Origin of the sequence: Psychrobacter piscatorii (assembly GCF_904846415.1) — a bacterium.
GTDB lineage: Bacteria > Pseudomonadota > Gammaproteobacteria > Pseudomonadales > Moraxellaceae > Psychrobacter > Psychrobacter piscatorii.
Genome location: NZ_CAJHAR010000015.1, coordinates 16,981 through 38,255, shown reverse-complemented (window position 1 = coordinate 38,255; position 21,275 = coordinate 16,981). Strand labels below are relative to the sequence as shown.

The following is a 21,275-nucleotide window of genomic DNA, read 5'->3' as shown; positions in this document are numbered from 1 at the left end:
GCTACTCCTTATGCGAGTTCTGTTTGAGTGGTTGTTTGGGTATTAGCATTTGCTTGGTTGCTGCCATTTGACTCTGAGCTAAGCTGCATCAGACGCGCAACATAGTGCGGACCACCAGCTTTAGGACCAGTACCAGACAGACCACAACCACCGAATGGCTGGACGTTTACGACCGCGCCGATTTGGTTACGGTTGATATAAGTGTTACCTACAAAAGCACGGCGCTCGATATGCTCAACAGTTTTTTCGATACGGCTATGGATACCCATAGTCAAACCAAAGCCTGTGTTATTGATAGAATCAATGAGCTTATTCAGATCACGTGCTTTATAGCGCAATACATGTAGGATTGGGCCAAAATGCTCACCACCAATAACGTCTATGCTTTGTACTTCAATCGCTGTTGGCAATACAAAGGTAGAGTTTTCTTGGCTGACAACCGAGCTTGAGCTCATTGGTGTTTGAGCCAAGATAGTCGCAGTTGGCTCAGCGTCCATACGCGCGATATGCGCCTCAAGACCATTTTTGGCATCAGCATCAATGACTGGACCTACATCTGTGGCAGCATATAGCGGGTTACCAACAGAAAGCTCAGCCATATTACCTTGCAATAGCTCGATCAAATCATCAGCCATCTCTTCCTGTACACATAGTATACGGCAAGCTGAACAACGCTGACCTGCTGAACCAAATGCAGATAGAACAGCGTCTCTAACGACTTGCTCTGGCAGCGCTGTTGAATCAACAATCATCGCGTTCTGACCGCCAGTCTCAGCGATAAATACAGGCAGCTCGCCACTCGCTTGTGCATGATCATTCAAGCTTTGATTGATACGCTGAGCAGTTTGCGTTGAGCCAGTAAATATCACACCTGCTATGTTGTCAGCAGCCGTTAGCGCTCCGCCCACATCACCGGCACCTGTCACCAATTGTAGTGCTTCTGCTGGTACACCCGCTTGATACATTAATTGCGCACCAAAATGAGCAATCAAGCTGGTTTGTTCAGCAGGCTTAGCGACTACCGTATTACCTGCTGCCAGTGCCGCTACGATTTGACCCGTATAGATAGCCAATGGGAAGTTCCATGGGCTAATACACACAAAGGTGCCACGTGGTTTATAAACTTGACGAGATTGCTTACCAGACAAATCTGTAAACTCATGCACAACATCGTCTAGGCGCTCTGCTTCATCAGCGTAAAAACGACAGAAATCAACGGCTTCTTTGATTTCATCGATACTGTCTTGCATGGTCTTACCAGCTTCGACTTGGCATAGTGCCATCAGCTCAGCGTAGTTTTCTTCAAATAGCTCAGCCGTCTTACGCAAGATTGCCGCACGTTTTGCCACTGTCACGTTCTGCCAGGTATTTTGACCAGCGACAGCGACATCAATCGCTTGACGAGCCAGCTCTGCATTGGCATATTTGACCTCACCAGCGCTTACGTCATGATTCCAAGGCGCAAGTACAGGCTGAGTATCAAGCTGATGGGTGACGCCATCTACTTCATATTCATTCACTGCTTGGCCGTTGATGATAGGTGTCGCTGACCATTTTTTATTGAGATGGCTATCAATAGCTGCTTTAAACGGCAACCACTGTGACTCTACAAATATGTTCGGGCCAAAACTAGCACGTCGCGAACCATAAATCTCTAGTGGTAGCGGGATATCCGGGTTATGCAATGTTGGGTTGGCAAGTAGCTTGTCATATGGATGCACCGTTAGTTTTTCAATCGGATACGACTTGTCTAATAACTGATGGACAAACGAGCTGTTGGCACCGTTCTCTAACAAACGACGTACCAAATATGGTAGCAAGTCTTTGTGCGCGCCAACTGGTGCATAGATACGTACAGGAATCTCATAAGCTTGCAAAATATGATCATAAAGCGCATCGCCCATGCCGTGCAAACGTTGGAATTCAAAGTCTCTATGTGCACTCATGGTCATGATTGATGACAGTGTATGCGCATTATGCGTCGCAAACTGTGGCCAGATTAGCCCGCGCAGATGGTCTGACAATAAGAAGCGCGCACAAGCAAGGTATGCAGTATCCGTACCTTCTTTACGTGTCCAAACGGGATAGCCTGATAGACCTTTTTGCTGAGCAAGTTTGATCTCAGTATCCCAGTAAGCGCCTTTTACTAGACGTACTGGGATACGATCACCGACTTCAGTAGACAAACGAGCCAGCCACGCTAATACAGCGATTGCGCGTTTAGAGTACCCTTGTACAACGATACCTAAACCATCCCAGTCCGCCGTTAAATTATCACGGTACAAAGACTCAAACAGTTTTAGAGAAATCTCAAGGCGATCTGCTTCTTCAGCATCAATACTGATATCGACATTGACTTCACGTGCCGCTTCAATCAATAGCAGGCAGCGCTGACGCAATAAGCCCATTACTTGCGCTTCTTGCGTGGCTTCATAGCGAGGATGCAGTGCTGATAATTTGATAGACACTGACGGCTTTGGCATGCCTTCTTTGACTTTTACGTTCGCCGTAGCTCTGATCGCATGTAGATAGTCATTGAAATATTTTTCCGCATCTTTGTGCGTGATAGCCGCTTCACCTAACATATCAAATGAATAGGTATAGCCTCTATTACGATATGGCTGGCTGTTTTTATTGGCGTCTTCGATGGTCTCGCCCAATACAAACTGATGGCCCATGATACGCATGGCTTTTTGCATCGCACTGCGAATGACAGGCTCACCCATCTTCTTAGTCATGCGATCCAAGAAACCTGATGCAGTGGTGCTGCTATCAATACTGACAACGCGACCAGTCATCATCATGCCCCAAGTAGAAGCATTGACCATAAAGCCGTTGTCATTTTTAATGTGCTTTTTCCAGTCAGCCACACTCATTTTGTCATGAATCAACGCATCAGCCGTATAGTTGTCTGGCACACGAATCAAGGCTTCTGCCAAGCTCATTAGCAAAATACCTTCTTGGGTATCAAGGCTATACTCAAGCAATAATGAGTCAACCATCTTGACGGCTTTACCATCATTACGCACGTGCTCGACCAGTTTGCGCGTTTGCTCAGCAGCAGCATCGCGTTCTTCTATACTGGGTTTGGCAAGTGGCAATAACTCAGACAACCAACGTTCTTCATCGGCGCTATATAGCGGCGAAATACGCTTATTTAGCTCTTCTGCTGACTGGGCGAGATACTCAGGCGACAGCATATCAACAGGATTAAACAAGATCGGCTCTTGCGGGGTAAACTGGTCTACTGGGTTCATAATAACTCCATAACTATCGTTTAAAAACCATAATAAATGGTGCTTTAGGAAGTCTGATCGTCCTGTATAACTACTCGTAACCGCTATCAAAAAATAGTGGTTACTGACGGATATTCACAGCAATAATCAAAAGACCAAACGGCGCCATCACAAAACTAAAAATCCAGCATAGGCTGGAGACGGTTAAGTAGGTCGTTAGACTGTTAAACGGGCTACGTTAACAATACAAAGGCAACAACGAAAAGCTAAGCGGCATTAGTGCCTTCTTCTTGTTAGTAGTGAAAGGAGTGTGATGACCAAATATCGCCTTATTGAACCGAAAAATCGCTCTAATAATTACAAATCTGTCATCTTTGATGATGCTAATTCACTGTAAGAAAAACCTCTACGGCGTTGATTGAGGTGATGCGCTTAACTCGGCTATAATATCACGAAATTTTTTTTCAAACTAACGAAATTAATCATTTTCAAATAATTAATTTCTATCTAAATAACAATAACTTACAAGCAATTTACTGACTATGACGCTTTGGTTACGTTTTTTTGTTTGCTATTGCCTATAGTTTGTCATCACGCTGCTTAACACTAGTAACAAAAATACCAAACATTAGCATCGAGCATACAGGGCTTAGATCAAGACGATAGGCTTATTTACTGACAAAGAAAAACCCTCCTTGTCATCAAATGATAAGGAGGGTTTCTTGTTTAAGACACTATCTAATGTCTTATAACGCCTTGCATTATAAGAAAATAATCTTGAACAACAATATAGCAGTCAAAATCCAGACAGCGATACTGATATCTGCAAACTTGCCTGCAATTGCTTTTACAGCCGTAAAGGTAATAAAACCAAGTGCGATGCCGTCAGCGATAGAGTATGTAAGCGGTGTGAATAGCAATACCACGACCACTGGTGCTGCTTCTGTTAAGTCGCTCCAGTCGATGTCTTTTAAGGTGCCCATCATCAGTACGGCAACATAAAATATGGCACCTGCAGTCGCATAGGCTGGGATCATACCGGCTAATGGAGAAAAGAAAATGCTTAGTAAAAATAACACACCAACAGTGACTGCCATCAATCCTGTGCGGCCACCTGAGGCAATGCCCGAGATACTTTCAATATAACTGGTTGTCGATGACGTACCAAGTAAAGAGCCTGCGACTGTCGCTGTTGAGTCTGCTAATAGCGCTTTGCCCATATTCGGGATATTGCCATCTTTGTCCGTTAGCTTTGCTTGGCTAGTGGTCGCAATGAGCGTACCTGCAGTATCAAACAAATCCACAAATAAGAAAGCGAAGATCACACTGATCATACCAACATCAAATGCGCCAGCGATATCGAGCTGCATCAGTGTCGGCGCGATTGAAGGTGGTGCCGATATGATACCGGTAAACTGTGTATAGCCCATTAGCAAGCTAATCAGAGCAACCAGCAAAATACCAATGGTTACCGCGCCTGGGACTCTTTTATAAGACAGACCGATAATGACGACAAAACCTAGAGATGCCAATACAGGACCAAATGACGTCATATCACCAAGGGCAACCAAAGTCGCATCATGATTAACGATGATACCTGCACTCTGCAAAGCAATAAAAGCCAAGAATGCCCCGATACCAGCGACTACGCCGTTTTTGAGAGAGTTTGGAATCGCATTAATGATTGCCTCACGAATCTTAAAGAGGCTTAATAGAACAAAGATACAACCTGACAAGAACACTGCTCCCAGCGCGGTTTGCCATGCATACCCCATCCCTAAGACCACGCCATAGGTGAAGAAAGCGTTCAATCCCATGCCTGGTGCTAACGCCACTGGTAGTCGGGCATAGATACCCATGATGAAACAACCGACCGCTGCGGCCACACAGGTTGCGACAAATACGGCCCCTTTGTCCATACCTGCATCGGCTAAGACATTAGGGTTAACAAAGATAATATAAGCCATCGTCAAAAACGTGGTTATACCAGCGACGATTTCTGTTTTGATCGTGGTATTGTCACCATTAATCCCAAAATAGCGTTCAATTGCATTCATAAGTGTGTCGCCCCCGACTGGCTAATAAAAAGTCACCACTACCTAAAATTAAACATGACCTCAGCAAAATGGCGATGCCGCAGTAAGAATAATGTAGTAACAAAGCGTAACATATTAGACGAGTTGTCTTACAAACTCAATCGCTGATAATGTCTAACTCGTATAAAAAAGCAATTAAAAACACCACTTTTATAACGACGAAAAGTCTATACAAATTTGAATTTTCTTATAGTCTCTAGACCAAATCCTTTGTGTATATTAGTAATGAGCTGCCACTATATCGCTAAGATACTTAATATTTGCTATATCGTACTTTTTGTCTGGTTAACACATTAATAATGACGTTTCTTTCATTTAGAAGTAAACTAACAGGTCATTATGTTGATGTCTCAGTGGTTGGACTTATGATCAGAGGATCTTTATTAAACAAGATTGTTGATGTCAGTACCACCTTGAGGATTGAACAAGAAAGCGTGAGTATTATTTTTAGGGTTCGTTTGGTTTTGAATATCTTTATTTAAACCAGCTGTTGTCAATTATCCGTGAGTCCATTACATGCCTGAATCATTAAATATTATTGATCTTATTACCCAAGCCAGTCTATTGGTACAGATTGTGATGGCGTTACTGCTGTTAGCCTCTTTATTCAGTTGGGTCATTATTTTCCGTATGAGTGCACGGCTCGGTACGGCCAAAAACTTTGATCAACAATTTGAGACTTGGTTTTGGTCAGGCGAAGATTTAGCAAAGCTGTATCAAGGCGTACAAGGCTCACCTGATCGCCAAGGACTTGAGCAGATTTTTTATGTGGGATTTTCAGAATATCTAAGAATGCACAAAAAGCGTCAACCTAAAGATGACATCATCGACGGTGTTGAGCGTAAACTGCGCGTCGGCTTGGGCCGTCAGCAGCAATTACTCGAGTCAGGACTGACGACGCTAGCGAGTGTCGGCTCGGTAGCTCCTTACATCGGACTGTTCGGAACCGTTTGGGGCATCATGAATGCGTTTTTGGGACTGTCGCAAACGGAGCAAGCCACACTAGCCTCTGTCGCACCTGGTATTGCTGAGGCGCTGATTGCGACGGCAATGGGTTTATTTGCCGCTATTCCTGCTGTATTGGCATACAATCATTTTACGGCAAAATCTAGCCGTCTTTATGATTCACGAGCATTGTTCTGTGACGAGATGACAGGCATGCTACAGCGCGAGACCAGTGTGCAAAGCCCCGTTGCTAGAGAGACTCAAGTGAGTGCCACTCAGGTGAATGGGCTATGAAACCAAATCCCTATCGCCGTGAGAAAAAAGCGCTGAATGCAGAGATGAACGTCGTTCCTTACATCGACGTTATGCTGGTGCTATTGGTGATATTTATGGTGACCGCACCCATGCTCATTACGGGTGTCGATGTTGATTTGCCAAAAGAACAAACCAATACCATGAGTCAGAGCCAATTGCCTGTCATTGTCTCATTGACTGACAGTGGTGAGATTTTTATCAGTTATGAAAACAATATCGATTTGCCTATCAGTGAGCCTGAGCTAATCAATACTTTATCGAACTTACAATCTCAGAGCGGTAATACCAACACCGAGCCATTGCAAGTGATGATTAATGCTGATCAAAATAACCAATATGGCGCTATCATGACGCTCATGGCAACTTTGCAGCAGGCAGGTATAGAAAAAGTAGGGTTATTGACTGGTGCGCCTCTACCGACGCCATCACTCCAATAGCTATACCTTCTATATAGGTTTGTTACATCATAATAGGCATGTCACATCATAGCAGCCAATCCGATAAACCACGTTCATGAGTATCCATACCATGCATAATGCGCCTGCCGTCTATGTCCCCACCGAACCTGAAGGCAACGGGCTAACACTGCCTACGTTGCTCAGTTTGCTAGCACATGGTCTTATAATCGGCATACTGGTTTATAACTATCAAACCACTGAGGTTGAGACTGCTGGTAGCATCGAGACGGTCATGGTATCTCCTGAGCAGCTCGCTGAAATGCAAGGACAGATATTGGCCAATCGTGCAGCAGCTAGCGCCATGCAAATGGATAGCAGCACCAGCGAATCAGCCAGTAGCGCTCAACAAGAAGCATCAAGCAGTAGTAGCACAAGTGCTCAAAATCCAAGCCAGCCGAACTCTCAGCGTGTCCCTGTATTTACGCGATCTGATGAGCCTGCCAGTCAGCCTATGCTGATGAGTGAAGAGCAACATCAACGCTTGCGTGAACAAAACCAAGAGTATGAGCGCAGAATGGCTGAGTGGGCAGCGCAGCTAGACGAATCTGCGATAGAAGAGCTTGATCAAGTAGAGCAAGACAAAAGAGAGCAGATGATCGAAGAGCAAAAACGGCTCGGAGATTTTCGTCAAAAGCAAAACAACCCGCCCAAGATCAGACGCCCCACGGCTAACGATCGTAATATACAGATTGATACAGAGGGTTCTGGCAATGCAGGCCGAACCTTTAGTCTCTCAGATGGTCAATCCACCATCTCTGGGGACACATCCACCTCTAGCACCTCTAAAGGTAGTAGTCGCTCTGCCTCAAGTGGTAGCCGCGGAGCCAGCAATAGTGAGATCATCAATCTAATCAAGCGCAACTATACGCCGCCTACCGCAGCGAAAGGCTCTACCCAGCGTGCCACCTTAACCATCACCGTCAATGCGAATGGTGACGTGGTCAATGTTAGCGCATCTGGTCCTGATAGCGTCGTCAATGAAGCTGCCAAACAAGCAGTGCTCAACACAGGTAGCCTACCAATCGATGCTGATGACCCCAAATACCCTACCTTTACCATAAAGTTTAAAGGTAGCAATTAACCAGTTGCTAGCGTCTTGTATTATTGATAACGTGATGTTAAGCGGCTTTTATCCCATTATTTTTTCATCTAAATGCTTGCCTCATCGACTATAAAAATGACTATCATATTAATTTTAGGAGCGCCATTGACCCATGCATACTCATAAAAAGCTACTAGCCTCTTTACTTGCGAGCACTTCAACACTGCTGATCTCGCAAAGCGGGCTCGCAGCCCCTGTCGTATTAGAATTGGACTACGAGATTCCTGTCCAACAAAACCAAGTCGCGTTTGTACCATTCGCAGGTGACTCTGTTTTGTCCCCTATTATCTTAAATGATTTGAGCAATACAGAACTAAAAGTCACCAGCCAAAACCTACCGCAGCAGCCACGCAGCAGTAGCGAGCTGGCAGGCACACTGCCAGTATGGCAAAGCATGGGCATACCTTATTTGGTCGTCGGCAGCACTCGTACCAATCGCGGCAAAATCGTCACCGATTATGAAGTCATCGATGTCAAATCTGGTCGCGTGATAGAAGGCAAGCAAAGCCTAACCGCTGACAATAATAGAGAAAGCATGCGCTACGCCGGTCACGTCATCGCAGATAAAGTCTATGAGCTGATTACGGGTATTCCAGGAGATTTCTCAGGGCGTATTGCTTATATCGAAGAAACAGGCACTGGCAAACAAAAAGTCTCTCGTCTAAAAGTGATGGATGCTGATGGCGAAAATGCCAAAACCATCACTGAGGTGGCAGGGTCTATCTTCTCACCAGCATGGTCACCTGATGGCAATCGCATTGCCTACTCAGTGCAACGCGAAAAATCATATCCCGTCATCTACATTCAAAACGTCAGTGGTGGTGGCGCAAGTGCGCTTACGCCTTTTGCCGGTAGCAACATGAGTCCGTCATTCTCTCCTGATGGTAGCAAGATACTATTCTCTAGTAGCTTTGAGGGCAGTGCCGATATCTATGAGATGAGCGCCAGCGGCGGCACTCCTAGACGACTCACTAATTTGCCAAGCAGTGAAGTGCAACCAAGCTACGCCCCTGATGGCAAATCATTTGTATTTGTCAGTGACAAAACTGGCTTTAACAAACCACAAGTCTATCGTTATGAGTTTGGCTCAGGACGCACGACCAAAGTATCAAATAGTGGCTATGCGACTAGCCCGCAGTTCAGTAGTGACGGGACACAAATCGCCTTTTTAAGTGGACGCTCAGCCGCTATTATGAATAGTAATGGTGCGGTAACGACCAACCTTGGCAATACGGGCATCGATGAAGCCCCAAGCTTCTCTCCCAATGGCAAGCGCGTGGTCTATGCGTCAACTCAAGGTGGCAAAGGCGTACTAACGATTAAATCATTGAATGGTGGCGAAGCGTTCGGTAAATCAGGACAAGGCATCATCCGCTCACCCGTATGGTCATCAAGTCCAAAGTAATTTAGGCAACTGATTCATAACGTTAGAATTTACTCACACAAGAAAGCCTCAACCATATTCATTATGGTTAAGGCTTCTTTGTTGGCGACAATAGACAAAGACAAGTTTCAAGTCTGCTTTTAGCACAGTCACTCAAGCCCGCAACCTCGTAAGATAAAGGGTACTAAAAACTCTGCTGCGCGTGCTTCATCTTCTGCGTCATAAGCTGTTTTGTCCATTAAGCCGACAATTTCAATCTCAAATTCAGCGTAACGCTGGGTCGTCGCCCATATCAAAATTAGTAGCTGCAAGGGGTCTGTAATCCCAATCTTGCCTTGCTCATGCCATTCTTTCATGACTTGCGCTTTATCATTTACCCACTCTTTCATCGTTGTGGACATAAATTCGTGCAAGTGAGGCGCACCGCCGATAACCTCAATGGCAAACAACTTATGACGACTCGGATTGACAAAAGCTTGATGCAGCTTGGTACGGACAAACTTTTCAATGACGGTTTTTGGATCGCTGTCCACTGTCATGGTCACCAAGCCGTCATTCCATTCTTCAATAATCGAGCGTAGCACCGCCATATATAGGTTTTTTTTGTTTTTAAAATAATAGTGAACGTTGGCTTTAGGCAGTCCTGCTCGATCAGCGATGCCTTGCATTGTAGCGCCGCGATAGCTTTGGAGCACGAACTCCTCTTCAGCGGCTGCCAGTATCAACGCTTGATTGTGCGCGCGCGTAACTTGTTGACTACGATGCGATGGCGCATCAGTAGTCAGGATATCCTCTTTCTGATTATCTTGAGTCATAACAATGGTATCTCACTCCAAGTGGCTGGTTCGACAAAATAGTCGCTATATTTTTGAATGTTTTTATATATCAATACACAGATTTTCGCAGCATGAGCCACTAAACAAAAAATTCTCATAAAACAGTTGACCAATTAGTCAGGTTTTAGCAGAATGGTAATTATAAATCACACGTATTACGACCAAAACTATACTGCCATGTCATTTTGCGGCTCAACTATTAGTATTTCCTCAAAAAATACGTTCTGTATCGTCAATTTATCATGATTAGAAAGCTAGCAACTTAAACATGGCCTGCGGGCTTGCCTAACTAAAAATGCAAACGTCGAAAAACTAAAAAACAAACCATAAAAACATCGATTGCTATCGCTAAGTCTAAGCAAAAAACCACCATGTATAAACCTTTATTAAACAATAGTTATCCAGTCCACATAATGGGCTGTCATACCAACAAAAAGGATATCATCATGAGCTTAACCTTAGCGCAATTTAATGATTTGTCTCAGGAAGTAGCTATTGCTCAGCTTTTAACCTGCTGTACCAGTAGCGTTTGGGCAAATAAGCTTGCCAATGCGCGTCCTTTTGCAGATTTCGATGCGCTCTTAGCGAATAGCGATGCTATCTGGCATGACGTGCAAACCAATGAGACCAACTTGCTAGAAGCGTTTGATGGACATCCACAAATCGGTAATGTGGCTTCTTTAAAAGAGAAATATCGCAATACACAAGATAGCGCTGCACATGAGCAGTCTGGCGCTAACGATGCGGCAGACGATGTACTCGAAGCGCTCGCTAAAGGCAATCAAGATTATCTTGATAAATTTGGGTTTATTTTTATTGTCTTTGCAACCGGCAAAAGCGCGGCGCAAATGCTCGATTTGCTCTTGGCGCGCCTGCCAAATGATCACGCAACAGAACTCGCTAATGCCGCCGCAGAACAAAATAAAATCACACGTTTACGTCTAAGCAAACTATTAGGCAATGCTTAGTTAAACCAGTTGTTAATTAGCGATTTGACAGCCAATCAACAATACACCGTATTATTGATGCTCATATAACACCCTAATTATAAGCTGCGCTAGCTTTACCACCCTATTTACGTTTTTACTGAATACAAAGGAAGCATTATGTCTGCCACCCTATCATCACATATCTTAGATACTCATTTGGGCACGCCTGCCGCTGATATCGCTGTCACCTTACATCGCATACAAGACAGTGGTGACACGATACTACTTGCACATGGGACGACCAATACCGATGGCCGCGTGACACCAGATGCTTGGCAATTTGATGCAGCTATTGATGACAATGAAGGTAATCTCGCTATCGGGCGCTATACCATAACGTTCGATACCCAGTCTTATTTTGACGCCCAGCAGCTGACGGCATTTTATCCGCAAGTGGTTATCGACTTTGTGGTAAAAGACGCCAGCCACTATCACGTGCCACTACTTCTGAGTGCGCATGGTTATAGTACCTATCGTGGATCATGATCTAACTTTATTATCGAAAAACTGTGAGCGAAAATCGTTATCCGCTCACAAATATTTTATCAAGACACTGTCATATTAAAGGACACTTACCACATGGGCGCCTACCTTCTTGAATGGTTGAGTTTATTTTTCCGCTGGTTTCATGTTATCGCTGGGGTGGCATGGATTGGTGCATCGTTCTATTTTGTGTGGCTAGATCTAAGCCTACGCAAGCCGCCGCAGTGGAAAGCCGATAAAGGTATCTCGGGTGATCTATGGGCGGTGCATGGCGGTGGGTTTTATGAAATTGCCAAATATAAACTCGAACCAGAGGAAATGCCAAAGACGCTACATTGGTTTAAGTGGGAAGCGTATACCACGTGGCTGACCGGTGCGGCGATGATGTCGATTGTCTATTATGCCAATGCAACTGCCTACCTGATTGACCCAAGTAAGGTACCTTTTACCAGTATCGGTGCCATTGCGACAAGCTTGCTGTTTTTGTTCGGTAGTTACTTTATTTACGAAGTTATCGTGCGCAGTCATTTGGGTAAAAATGCCTTTATTTTTAGCACTCTGATTTTTATTTTATTGGTCATCGCGAGCTGGGGCTCTTATCAACTGTTTAGTGATCGCGCCTCGTTCATTCATATCGGTGCCATCTTGGGCACGGTGATGGTGGGTAACGTATTCTTTGGTATTATGCCAGCTCAGCGCGCACTCGTTGATTGTGTGCGGCGCGGTGAAAAACCGGGTAAAGAAGTCGCTGAATTGGCATTGCAAGCCAAAAACCGCTCACTGATGAATAACTACTTTACTCTACCGCTCATCTTTACCATGATTAGTAACCACTATCCGATGATGTACGCTCATGAAAAAGGTTGGTTGGTCTTGGTCTTCGTTGGCGTTATCACCGCAACGGCACGTCATTATTTTAATCAAAAACATTTAGGTCATAAAAAACCACGCTACTTAGTCATTCCAGCCATATTGACAGTATTGTTGATTATTTGGATGCGACCTGAGCCGATTGAGCCAGTGCCTGCAATACCTGCTACCGCCGCAGTAGCACCTACGACTACTAATACAAATACTGATAGCGTTAATAATAACAGTGTTAGCAATGATGCAGCCACTGCTGAAGCCATACCCGTGAGCGCATCAGCAGATGACGCTATGATGGATGTTGTGCATACGCGCTGTAGCACCTGTCATGCGGTGCAGCCAACACAGCAAGGGTTTGCCGCGCCGCCAGCAGGTATCATTTTGCAAACACCAGAAGACCTAAAGATACATAAAGCAAAAATCATTACTGCCGTACAAACGGGCTATATGCCACTGGGTAATATTACTCAGTTGACGGATACAGAGCGCCAACAGCTTGTAGCGTACGCGTCGTCGCTTTAGTTTGTTATCAAAAAATAACTTCCCTTTACGAGCAATATTCAAATAAATATCTAAGGCTCCACGAGATATAGGAACATAAGTAATGAGCAAAAAAATTACCAGTGATTTTGATCTGAGCACATATCCTCGCGATCTAAAAGGCTATGCTGGCAACCCACCAAAAGCCAACTGGCCGGGCGGCGCAAAAATCGCCGTACAGTTTGTCTTGAATATCGAAGAAGGGGCAGAAAATAGCGTCATTCATGGCGATGGACAATCAGAGCGTTTTTTGTCTGATATTTTAGGTACGCCCGAATTTAACAACCGTCACCAGTCTATCGAATCAGCATTTGAATACGGGAGCCGTGTCGGCGTATGGCGGGTGTTAGATGTATTCAAAGGGTATGGTGTTCCAATCACCACCTTTACCTGTGCTGCCGCTGCTGAAAAAACGCCGCACATTATTGAGCGCGTATTAGAAGACGGTCATGAGATTGCCAGTCACGGCCTGCGCTGGATCACTTATCAGTATATGTATCGCGAGACGGAACGTGAGCACATTCGCCGTGCAACCAATATATTTGAGCGCATGCTAGGCAAACAGCCGCTCGGTTGGTACACGGGGCGCGATAGTCCAAACACGCGCGAGCTGGTCGTTGAACAAGGTGGCTATCATTATGACTCTGACTCATACGGCGATGAGCTGCCCTACTGGCTCAATGTCAAAGCTCAAGAAGGCAATTTGATTACGCGCAAGCCGCATTTGGTCATCCCTTATAGTTTAGAGACCAACGACATGCGCTTTTCTTCTAGCCCAGGGTTTACTCACGCCGAGCCATTTTATCAATACCTCAAAGACAGCTTTGATACCCTGTACGAAGAAGGTGAGCACACCCCCAAAATGCTAACCATCGGTTTGCATTGCCGCATTATCGGACGGGCAGGACGTATCAAAGCGTTGAAGCAATTTTTGCACTATATCACCAATAAGCCTGACGTGTGGATATGCCGCCGTGATGAGATCGCCAAACACTGGTATGAGAACCACCCTGCAACACCAGACAATACAGCCAACTGGATGTAGCTTTTGCCATTGCCTCGCTCATTGAGCACGTCGCAGTGTGTCGAATAAATAAAACAAGCGACACTCAATCAATCAATCAATCAATCAAACCTAATATAGAATAAAGGAATCATTATGAGTCAAAATACTTCAGAAGTGGGACAAATTATCTCAGCAAACAACCTACCTGAGAGCCTGCCAGCTTTTACTAAAAAATCAAACGTGGCTGATAGTCGCTTGGGCGCCAAAGCGCTATTTGCGACGGATGACTTTTTTGCAGATAAAAGCCGCATTTTAAATCCTGATGCGCCTATCTTTATCGTAGGCAAATTTGACGATAATGGTAAATGGATGGACGGTTGGGAGACACGCCGCAAGCGTCATTTAGGTTATGATTATTTAATCGTTCAACTTGCCCGCCCAACCAAAATTGCAGGGCTTGATATCGATACCAGTCACTTTACCGGTAACTTCCCCTCTTCAGCCAGTGTCGATGCCTTATACGCGCCAGAGCTGCTACAACAAAATGAAACTGAGCTTACTAGCCTCAATAAAGAAGACTGGGACAGTAAAAACTGGCACTCCCTTGTCGGAATGACCCCACTACAGGGCAATCACCATGAGTTTGTTGAGATTGATGATGAGCAAACGGTCACCCATATCCGTTTGAATATTTATCCAGATGGCGGCGTGGCTCGATTACGTGTCTATGGCGATATCCAACTTGATGCGAGCCTGAGCAAACAAGGCGAGACGATTGACTTGGCAGGCGCGTTAAACGGCGGTCGCGCGATTGCCAGTAATGACGCGCATTTTGGGGAAGCCAGCAACTTACTGTTACCGACCAAAGCCCCTAATATGGGTGATGGTTGGGAGACACGTCGTCGCCGTGAGCCAGGTAATGACTGGTGCATTATTGCCTTAGGTCAAGCAGGTATTGTCGATTCTATCGAAATCGATACCGCTCACTTCAAAGGCAACTACCCTGATAAAATCTCGATCCAAGCCGTCTATTCGCCAAATACACCAGAGCAAACCTTAGTCACGCAAAGTATGTTTTGGGACACGTTGCTTGAGCCGCAAAAAACCAATGCCGATGATATCCATACCTTTGGTAACGATAAGCTCCAGATAGATCAGCCTATCACCCATATTCGGGTCAATATCTTCCCAGATGGTGGTATCAGCCGCGTGCGCGTGTTTGGTAAAGTGGCAGATCATGTTAGTACTACTGATGATATAGAGGTTAAATAATGAGTATCATGCTAACCGCTCAGCCTTTAACCAAAGCCAACTTTGCCCCTTACGGCTCGGTTATTGAGCGCTATAGTGAGGAGGAGCAAACGGCTGACAATACTTATGAGATCAATAATGGCTATGCGGTTCGCCATCATGCACTTGCTGAGAGTCAGCTTGAGGGTGGCGCTGTTGGCATAAGTATCTTTCGAGCCAAAAAACGTGAGAATCCGATTGCGCTCTCCGTCATGGAGTATCATCCGTTTGGGACACAAGCATTTGTCTCGATGGAAGGTCAGGACTATATTGTCGTCGTTGCCAAAGCAGGTACGCCACCACAATCGCCTGACGATCTAGCAGTGTTTTATGCAAAAGCTCACCAAGGTGTACAGTACGATGCTAATGTCTGGCATCACCCTCTACTCGCTCTTGGGCGTGACAGTGATTTTTTGGTGATTGATCGTATCAATGGCGAAGGTAACAACTGCCATGAGATAGATATTACGGACTGGAATGTGTCTATTGAATTAGAAAACGTCAGTTAGAAAATATCAATTAGAAAAAAAGCCGCTAAGCTATCCCATAAGTACAGAACAAAAGACACAGACCAAACCAATAAAAGCCCCGTTTATGATATATAAACGAGGCTTTCTTATGACTCATATTTTCGCTAGTTTATCAGGCTGCAGATTTTCGATAGCGGCTCTGACCTGCAATGATCGTCTGCTCGATCACTCTATCATCACCCAGCGTCATCAGCACAAATAGTTGCTCTTCAACGGTTTTGGTCTGCGCCATACGCCGCTCAAGCAATTCGGTTGCACCCATGTCAATTACAACAAAATCTGCTTCTTTATTGGGCATAAAGTTACCGATTTTATGGCCCAATAGTAGCGACTGCGCATTGCCTAAGGTGATCTGATATAACCCTTGATGCGCGGATAGCTGATTACCTTGTAGCTGCTGGACTTTGTACGCCTCTGATAACGTCGTCAGCATCGATAAGCTCGTCCCTGCTCCAACGTCGGTGGCGATACTGACACCGGTATAACTTAACGTCTTGGGTAAATCGAACAGCCCACTACCCAAAAACAGATTGGACGTTGGACAATGTGATATTTGCGTACCAGTCGCGCGTAGACGCTCATACTCTGGTGTCTCAAGATAGATACCATGTGCCAAGGTGGTACGGCGGCCTAACAGACCCATATCGTCATAGACGTCGAGGTAACCTTTATGATGGGGATAAAGCTGTTGTACAAAAGCCACCTCATCACGGTTTTCTGCCAGATGCGTCTGTAAATACACACTGTCATAGCTGGCATATAACTCACCTGCCATGCGCAACTGTTGCGGTGTTGATGTAATGGCAAATCTTGGCGTAATCGCCACATGCTGACGCCCACGCTCATGCCAATTATCAATGATATCTTGAGTATCGCGGATACTTTGCTCAACAGGCACGCATAGCTGCTCAGGTGCATTTTGATCCATCAAGACATTGCCCGTAATCATGCGCGTATTAAGCCTATGACTTTCAGTAAAAAACGCCTCGGCGGATAGCGGGTGACTGGTCGCAAAAACCATGGCACTGGTCGTACCATTAGCAAGTAGTTGCCTTAAAAAGAAATTAGCCGTATCGTGCGCTACTTTTGGATCACCGAAATTGGCTTCCGTCACAAAGGTATAATTATTGAGCCAGTCGAGCAGTTGCTCACCGTAAGCGGCGATCATATCTATCTGCGGATAGTGAACATGAGTATCGATAAAACCTGGCATGATGAGTTTGTGCCGATGGTCATGAATCTGGACTGGTTCTTGACTGTCATTAGTAGCGGTCAGCACATAATTTGCTAACATCGCCTCTCGACTACCATAATTAATAATCAGTCCAGTCTTATCATCAATAACAAGTGCGCCGTCAGTAATATACTCAGGGTAAACACGCACGCCTGCAATTACTGGAAGCAACGTTGTATCTTTATCAACGGTCAGATTTACGAGAAAGTCAGGAATTCTAGTATCGGATAATTCAGCAGCCGTACGCTTAGCAAGGTCATCTTCGCTAATATAATGTAATAAATGAGCTTGATAAATATGTAGGGTCATTGGGTGGTCTCACATGGCTTGATAATGCTGAACATTTTAATAAATCGTGCTGAGCGTTTAATAATTCGACGGAAAATAACGATGCTAAAACGGGGCTATATTGAGCACATAGAAACTCAGCGTTCAGCCTGATGATATTGCTGTAAGAGCTGCGCCACGATAGACACGGCTACTGCCATCGGCTCTTTACCACCAATTGGTAATCCGATTGGCATGATGAGCTGATTAACCAGTTGCTCACTGTAGCCACGCTGAATCAAACGATCTCTAAAACGCTTGGCTTTGGTGGATGAGGCAATACAGCCTATATAGGGTAATGAGATATTTGAGTATTTATTATCAAATGAGCTGGTATCAGAAATAGTATCTAATGTTGCTCGCACTAGCTCAAAATCCACACTATGATCATGCGTCATAATCAAAATAAAACGCTGACCACCCTGCTCGATAAATGGACGCACAAAATCTACAGGCTCATCATCGATATGCGGACGAATATGCGCTGGTAAGTTATAAAGTTTGGATTGATTAGTAGTAGATTCATCAACTAAATACCGCTTAAACATCTCTGGGCGACTGTCCACCCAATCTACCTGACAAGGCAATTCAGCAAGGATGGTCATGAGTGCTGATGCCACATGCCCTGCCCCGAATACCAGTACTGACATCGGCGGCGTTACATTAAAGCATTCAAACATAACAGTGACGCTACCGCCGCAGCACTGTGCTAATTTTGCACCCAGTGGATAATGCTTGGTATAGACCGCGTCACGGCGTATCGCTTTAGAAGGAGCTGACGCGCTTGTATCGTCAACTTCAGACACTTTTGGTTTGACTTCTTTTGATATTATCGCTGCTATTTCACCGTTTAGCAGTTGCCGTGCAGTGGTAATCACATCGTGCTCAAGACCACCGCCACCCAGCGTATCTACGATGCCATCCTGAGTGACAATCATCTTTGCCTGTAGCGCACGCGGGGCTGAGCCATTCACAGCCACAACCGTTGCCAACACATGAGCGGTGCCTTGCTGCTGATATCGCGCCAGACCTTCATACCAGATAACTGGAGGTGCTAATGACTCACTCACTGTGCGCAGGACCTCTTGCCCCTGCGACATTTGGGTGCTCTATCGCTTCTGGCTGCTCATCGGTCTGCTTGCCTGCCACCTCTTTTGGATCGATGTCTTTGGCATGGCGCACATCTTGCGGCATGACTTTGTCGTTATAGAGATCGCCCTTTTCTTCTACGCCTTTGGCAAGGCTATCCATCGTATCCTTGTCCTCCTTGGTCTCTAGATCCCAAGACGAACCTTCCATACGCATGACCGCCTTTAATACGGCTTCTGGCGTCGCAGGCATGGTCAGCTCTGGATTCTTTTGATAATCACCAAGGCTAGCCACCGCGTTATTAAGCGCGCACCAGACGCTGGCAGCCAACATAAACGGCGGCTCACCGACGGCTTTAGAGTTATAAATCGTTTGTTCTTCGTTTTTACGGTTGTACAGTTTGACATTCCACTGCTTAGGCAAGTCATGCGCGGTTGGGATTTTATAGTTGGCAGGACTGTCGGATGCGAGCTTTCCTTTATCATTCCAGATCAGCTCTTCTGCTGTGAGCCAGCCCATGCCTTGCACAAAACCGCCTTCAATCTGACCGATGTCAATGGCAGGGTTAATCGATTGTCCCGCATCATGCAGCACATCACAGCGTAGCACTTTGTACTCACCTGTCAGCGTATCAATCTCAACCTCAGCACAAGCTGCACCCAAGGCAAAGTAGAAGAACGGACGTCCCCATGCTTTGGAGCGATCATAAAATATTTTCGGCGTTTTATAGTAGCCAGTAGACGATAGGCTGATACGGTTTTGATACGACAGTTGAATCATTTCGGCAAAGGTTAGTGTCTTTTTATCACCGATATAGACGTGGTTTTTTTCAAAGCGTATGTCTTCTTGTGCCACCTCAAAATGCTCAACCGCAAATTCAACGATGCGCGCTTTGATGCTCAAGCAAGCATTTTGTGCTGCTTTACCATTGATATCGGTACCTGATGACGCGGCAGTTGGTGAAGTATTAGGTACTTTATCCGTACGAGTCGCTGACACTTTTACTGTATCTAGATCAACGTCAAATTCATTGGCGACAATCTGGGCAATTTTGATATATAGCCCTTGCCCCATCTCCGTACCACCGTGATTGAGATGGATACTGCCATCGGTATAAATGTGTACCAGCGCGCCTGCCTGATTGAGCGTCTGCACGGTAAATGAAATACCAAATTTCACTGGTGTTAGAGCGATGCCTAAACGCTTGTCACTGCCTTCAGCGGCAGCTTTTTGATTGGCTTCTATGATTTGCTGACGGCGCTTGTCGTAATCGCAATCCGCTGCCAGTTTGGTCATGATGGTCGCCAAATCAAAGTGCTCAATCGTCTGACCGTAATGGGTGCTTTGACCATCTTGATACAAGTTTGCTAGGCGCACCTGCAAAGGATCTTGACCTAAGGTATAGGCAATGTGATCCATCATATATTCAGCCGTCATCAGACCTTGCGGACCACCAAACCCGCGATAGGCCGTATTGGATACGGTATGCGTCTTGCAGCGATGACCTGCCACATGAGCCGCTGGATAGTAATAGGCATTATCACAATGGAACATCGCTCTATCGACGATGGCATCAGACAAATCTGGCGCATAACCGCACAGACCAGCCAATTGCATATCGACGCCCAATATACGCCCAGATTCATCCAAGCCAACCTCATAACGATTGGCAAACTCATGGCGTTTACCGGTCACCACCATGTCATCTTGACGGTCTAGACGCATACTGACAGGAACGTTATGGCGCTTGGCGACGATGCCGCACAGACAGGCCCATGCCGCCGCTTGCGTTTCTTTACCACCAAAGCCGCCGCCCATACGGCGCACCACGGTATTGACCGCATGAAAGGGCAAATCCGTCACTTCGGCGACCAGTTGCTGAACTTCGCTTGGATGCTGTGACGACGTGTATACTTCCAGCCCACCATCATCACACGGCACCACATAAGACACTTGCCCTTCAAGATAAAAGTGCTCTTGCCCGCGCATATGAATATGACCTTCAATGCGAATCGGCGCGTTATCAAGCGCCGTCGTCGCATCGCCGCGCTTCATAAAATGACTGGGACGCACAAACAACTCTTGCTCTAACGCTTTATCAATACTCAATACCGCTGGCAATGGCTCATATTCAACCACTGCCTTGGTAGCGGCTTTTTTGGCGGCGCGATGACTGCTCGCCACTACCACAAATAGCGTCTGACCCACATACTCTGTGATGTCATCTACCATCAGTGGCTCACCGTCGAACACCGCACCGATATCAGTCTGCGCAGGTAAATCTTTAAAACTTAAAACATCTACCACCCCATCAGCCTCTCTGACAGCGCTCAGATCCATACTTAATACACGTGCATGAGCGTGGCTGCTTTTACCTACTGCCAGATGTAGCGTGCCTTGTGGTTTTGCAATATCATCTACATAAGTTGCCGTCCCCATCACATGGGTGATCGCACTGTCGTGTTTGGCTGACGTGCCGATCTTATTTTTTGGTGGACGCACGCGGCGGATACTATAACTGTCAAATAAAGACGAATGATGGCTCATA

16 protein-coding genes are annotated in these 21,275 nt (G+C 45.6%); 10 read left to right on the top strand and 6 right to left on the bottom strand.

From position 1 onward, the window contains the following. Positions 1-8: 8 nt before the first annotated feature. Positions 9-3,257, bottom strand: a complete 3,249-nt coding sequence (putA, locus tag JMX83_RS08390; RefSeq protein ID WP_201600565.1) for a bifunctional proline dehydrogenase/L-glutamate gamma-semialdehyde dehydrogenase PutA — start codon at positions 3,255-3,257, stop codon at positions 9-11. Between the two features lie 740 nt (positions 3,258-3,997). After that, the gene (locus JMX83_RS08385; RefSeq protein WP_201600562.1) at positions 3,998-5,293 is read right to left on the bottom strand and encodes an NCS2 family permease; all 1,296 of its coding nucleotides are present in this window, start codon (positions 5,291-5,293) and stop codon (positions 3,998-4,000) included. Positions 5,294-5,848: 555 nt separating this feature from the next. Between JMX83_RS08385 and tolQ the strand changes: the two genes are divergently transcribed. The 4 genes from tolQ (at position 5,849) to JMX83_RS08365 (ending at position 9,557) form a co-directional block, all read left to right on the top strand. Continuing rightward, positions 5,849-6,571: a protein TolQ gene (gene tolQ, locus JMX83_RS08380; protein ID WP_201600559.1), complete on the top strand. Its 723-nt coding sequence runs from the start codon at positions 5,849-5,851 to the stop codon at positions 6,569-6,571. Continuing rightward, positions 6,568-7,029 (top strand): protein TolR, encoded by a 462-nt coding sequence (gene tolR / locus JMX83_RS08375; RefSeq protein ID WP_201600556.1) that lies wholly within the window; start codon positions 6,568-6,570, stop codon positions 7,027-7,029. Before tolQ ends, tolR begins: the two co-directional genes overlap by 4 nt. A 76-nt stretch (positions 7,030-7,105) precedes the next feature. Further along, positions 7,106-8,131 (top strand): cell envelope integrity protein TolA, encoded by a 1,026-nt coding sequence (locus JMX83_RS08370; RefSeq protein WP_227675791.1) that lies wholly within the window; start codon positions 7,106-7,108, stop codon positions 8,129-8,131. A 133-nt stretch (positions 8,132-8,264) separates the two neighbouring features. Then, the gene (locus JMX83_RS08365; RefSeq protein WP_201600553.1) at positions 8,265-9,557 is read left to right on the top strand and encodes a PD40 domain-containing protein; all 1,293 of its coding nucleotides are present in this window, start codon (positions 8,265-8,267) and stop codon (positions 9,555-9,557) included. A 128-nt stretch (positions 9,558-9,685) separates the two neighbouring features. Here JMX83_RS08365 and JMX83_RS08360 read toward each other — a convergent pair whose 3' ends face one another. After that, complete coding sequence (locus JMX83_RS08360) at positions 9,686-10,351, bottom strand: TetR/AcrR family transcriptional regulator (RefSeq protein WP_201600550.1); 666 nt, start codon at positions 10,349-10,351, stop codon at positions 9,686-9,688. 467 nt (positions 10,352-10,818) lie between these two features. On the opposite strand from JMX83_RS08360, the gene uraD reads away from it, so the two are divergent. The 6 genes from uraD (at position 10,819) to JMX83_RS08330 (ending at position 16,056) form a co-directional block, all read left to right on the top strand. Beyond that, positions 10,819-11,340 carry a 2-oxo-4-hydroxy-4-carboxy-5-ureidoimidazoline decarboxylase gene (uraD, locus tag JMX83_RS08355; protein ID WP_201600547.1) on the top strand — a complete coding sequence of 174 codons (522 nt, stop codon included), beginning with the start codon at positions 10,819-10,821 and terminating at the stop codon, positions 11,338-11,340. A 138-nt stretch (positions 11,341-11,478) separates the two neighbouring features. Further along, positions 11,479-11,847: a hydroxyisourate hydrolase gene (gene uraH / locus JMX83_RS08350; protein WP_201600544.1), complete on the top strand. Its 369-nt coding sequence runs from the start codon at positions 11,479-11,481 to the stop codon at positions 11,845-11,847. 93 nt (positions 11,848-11,940) lie between these two features. Next, entirely contained in the window at positions 11,941-13,233 is a 1,293-nt protein-coding gene (locus JMX83_RS08345) for a urate hydroxylase PuuD (protein ID WP_201600541.1), read from the top strand. A gap of 82 nt (positions 13,234-13,315) precedes the next feature. Further along, positions 13,316-14,296, top strand: a complete 981-nt coding sequence (gene puuE / locus JMX83_RS08340) for an allantoinase PuuE (RefSeq protein ID WP_201600538.1) — start codon at positions 13,316-13,318, stop codon at positions 14,294-14,296. A 114-nt stretch (positions 14,297-14,410) separates the two neighbouring features. Beyond that, positions 14,411-15,529, top strand: a complete 1,119-nt coding sequence (alc, locus tag JMX83_RS08335; RefSeq protein WP_201600535.1) for an allantoicase — start codon at positions 14,411-14,413, stop codon at positions 15,527-15,529. Next, a complete protein-coding gene (locus JMX83_RS08330) occupies positions 15,529-16,056 on the top strand; it encodes an ureidoglycolate lyase (RefSeq protein WP_201600532.1) in 528 nt (175 codons plus the stop codon). The genes alc and JMX83_RS08330 overlap by 1 nt, the downstream gene beginning before the upstream one ends. A 133-nt stretch (positions 16,057-16,189) precedes the next feature. Here JMX83_RS08330 and guaD read toward each other — a convergent pair whose 3' ends face one another. From guaD to xdhB, 3 genes are all read right to left on the bottom strand, one after another. Beyond that, positions 16,190-17,620: a guanine deaminase gene (gene guaD, locus JMX83_RS08325; RefSeq protein ID WP_201600530.1), complete on the bottom strand. Its 1,431-nt coding sequence runs from the start codon at positions 17,618-17,620 to the stop codon at positions 16,190-16,192. A gap of 116 nt (positions 17,621-17,736) precedes the next feature. Next, the gene (locus tag JMX83_RS08320; protein ID WP_227675790.1) at positions 17,737-18,708 is read right to left on the bottom strand and encodes an XdhC family protein; all 972 of its coding nucleotides are present in this window, start codon (positions 18,706-18,708) and stop codon (positions 17,737-17,739) included. Beyond that, complete coding sequence (xdhB, locus tag JMX83_RS08315) at positions 18,701-21,274, bottom strand: xanthine dehydrogenase molybdopterin binding subunit (RefSeq protein ID WP_201600526.1); 2,574 nt, start codon at positions 21,272-21,274, stop codon at positions 18,701-18,703. Before xdhB ends, JMX83_RS08320 begins: the two co-directional genes overlap by 8 nt. Between the last annotated feature and the right edge of the window lies 1 nt (position 21,275).

Coding starts and splice junctions, on each gene's coding strand:
- xdhB (WP_201600526.1), bottom strand. CDS start 21,274: ATGAGCCATCATTCGTCTTTATTTGACAGTTATAGTATCCGCCGCGTG.
- putA (WP_201600565.1), bottom strand. CDS start 3,257: ATGAACCCAGTAGACCAGTTTACCCCGCAAGAGCCGATCTTGTTTAAT.
- puuE (WP_201600538.1), top strand. CDS start 13,316: ATGAGCAAAAAAATTACCAGTGATTTTGATCTGAGCACATATCCTCGC.
- guaD (WP_201600530.1), bottom strand. CDS start 17,620: ATGACCCTACATATTTATCAAGCTCATTTATTACATTATATTAGCGAA.
- JMX83_RS08365 (WP_201600553.1), top strand. CDS start 8,265: ATGCATACTCATAAAAAGCTACTAGCCTCTTTACTTGCGAGCACTTCA.
- uraD (WP_201600547.1), top strand. CDS start 10,819: ATGAGCTTAACCTTAGCGCAATTTAATGATTTGTCTCAGGAAGTAGCT.
- tolR (WP_201600556.1), top strand. CDS start 6,568: ATGAAACCAAATCCCTATCGCCGTGAGAAAAAAGCGCTGAATGCAGAG.
- JMX83_RS08370 (WP_227675791.1), top strand. CDS start 7,106: ATGAGTATCCATACCATGCATAATGCGCCTGCCGTCTATGTCCCCACC.
- tolQ (WP_201600559.1), top strand. CDS start 5,849: ATGCCTGAATCATTAAATATTATTGATCTTATTACCCAAGCCAGTCTA.
- JMX83_RS08385 (WP_201600562.1), bottom strand. CDS start 5,293: ATGAATGCAATTGAACGCTATTTTGGGATTAATGGTGACAATACCACG.
- alc (WP_201600535.1), top strand. CDS start 14,411: ATGAGTCAAAATACTTCAGAAGTGGGACAAATTATCTCAGCAAACAAC.
- JMX83_RS08345 (WP_201600541.1), top strand. CDS start 11,941: ATGGGCGCCTACCTTCTTGAATGGTTGAGTTTATTTTTCCGCTGGTTT.
- uraH (WP_201600544.1), top strand. CDS start 11,479: ATGTCTGCCACCCTATCATCACATATCTTAGATACTCATTTGGGCACG.
- JMX83_RS08360 (WP_201600550.1), bottom strand. CDS start 10,351: ATGACTCAAGATAATCAGAAAGAGGATATCCTGACTACTGATGCGCCA.
- JMX83_RS08330 (WP_201600532.1), top strand. CDS start 15,529: ATGAGTATCATGCTAACCGCTCAGCCTTTAACCAAAGCCAACTTTGCC.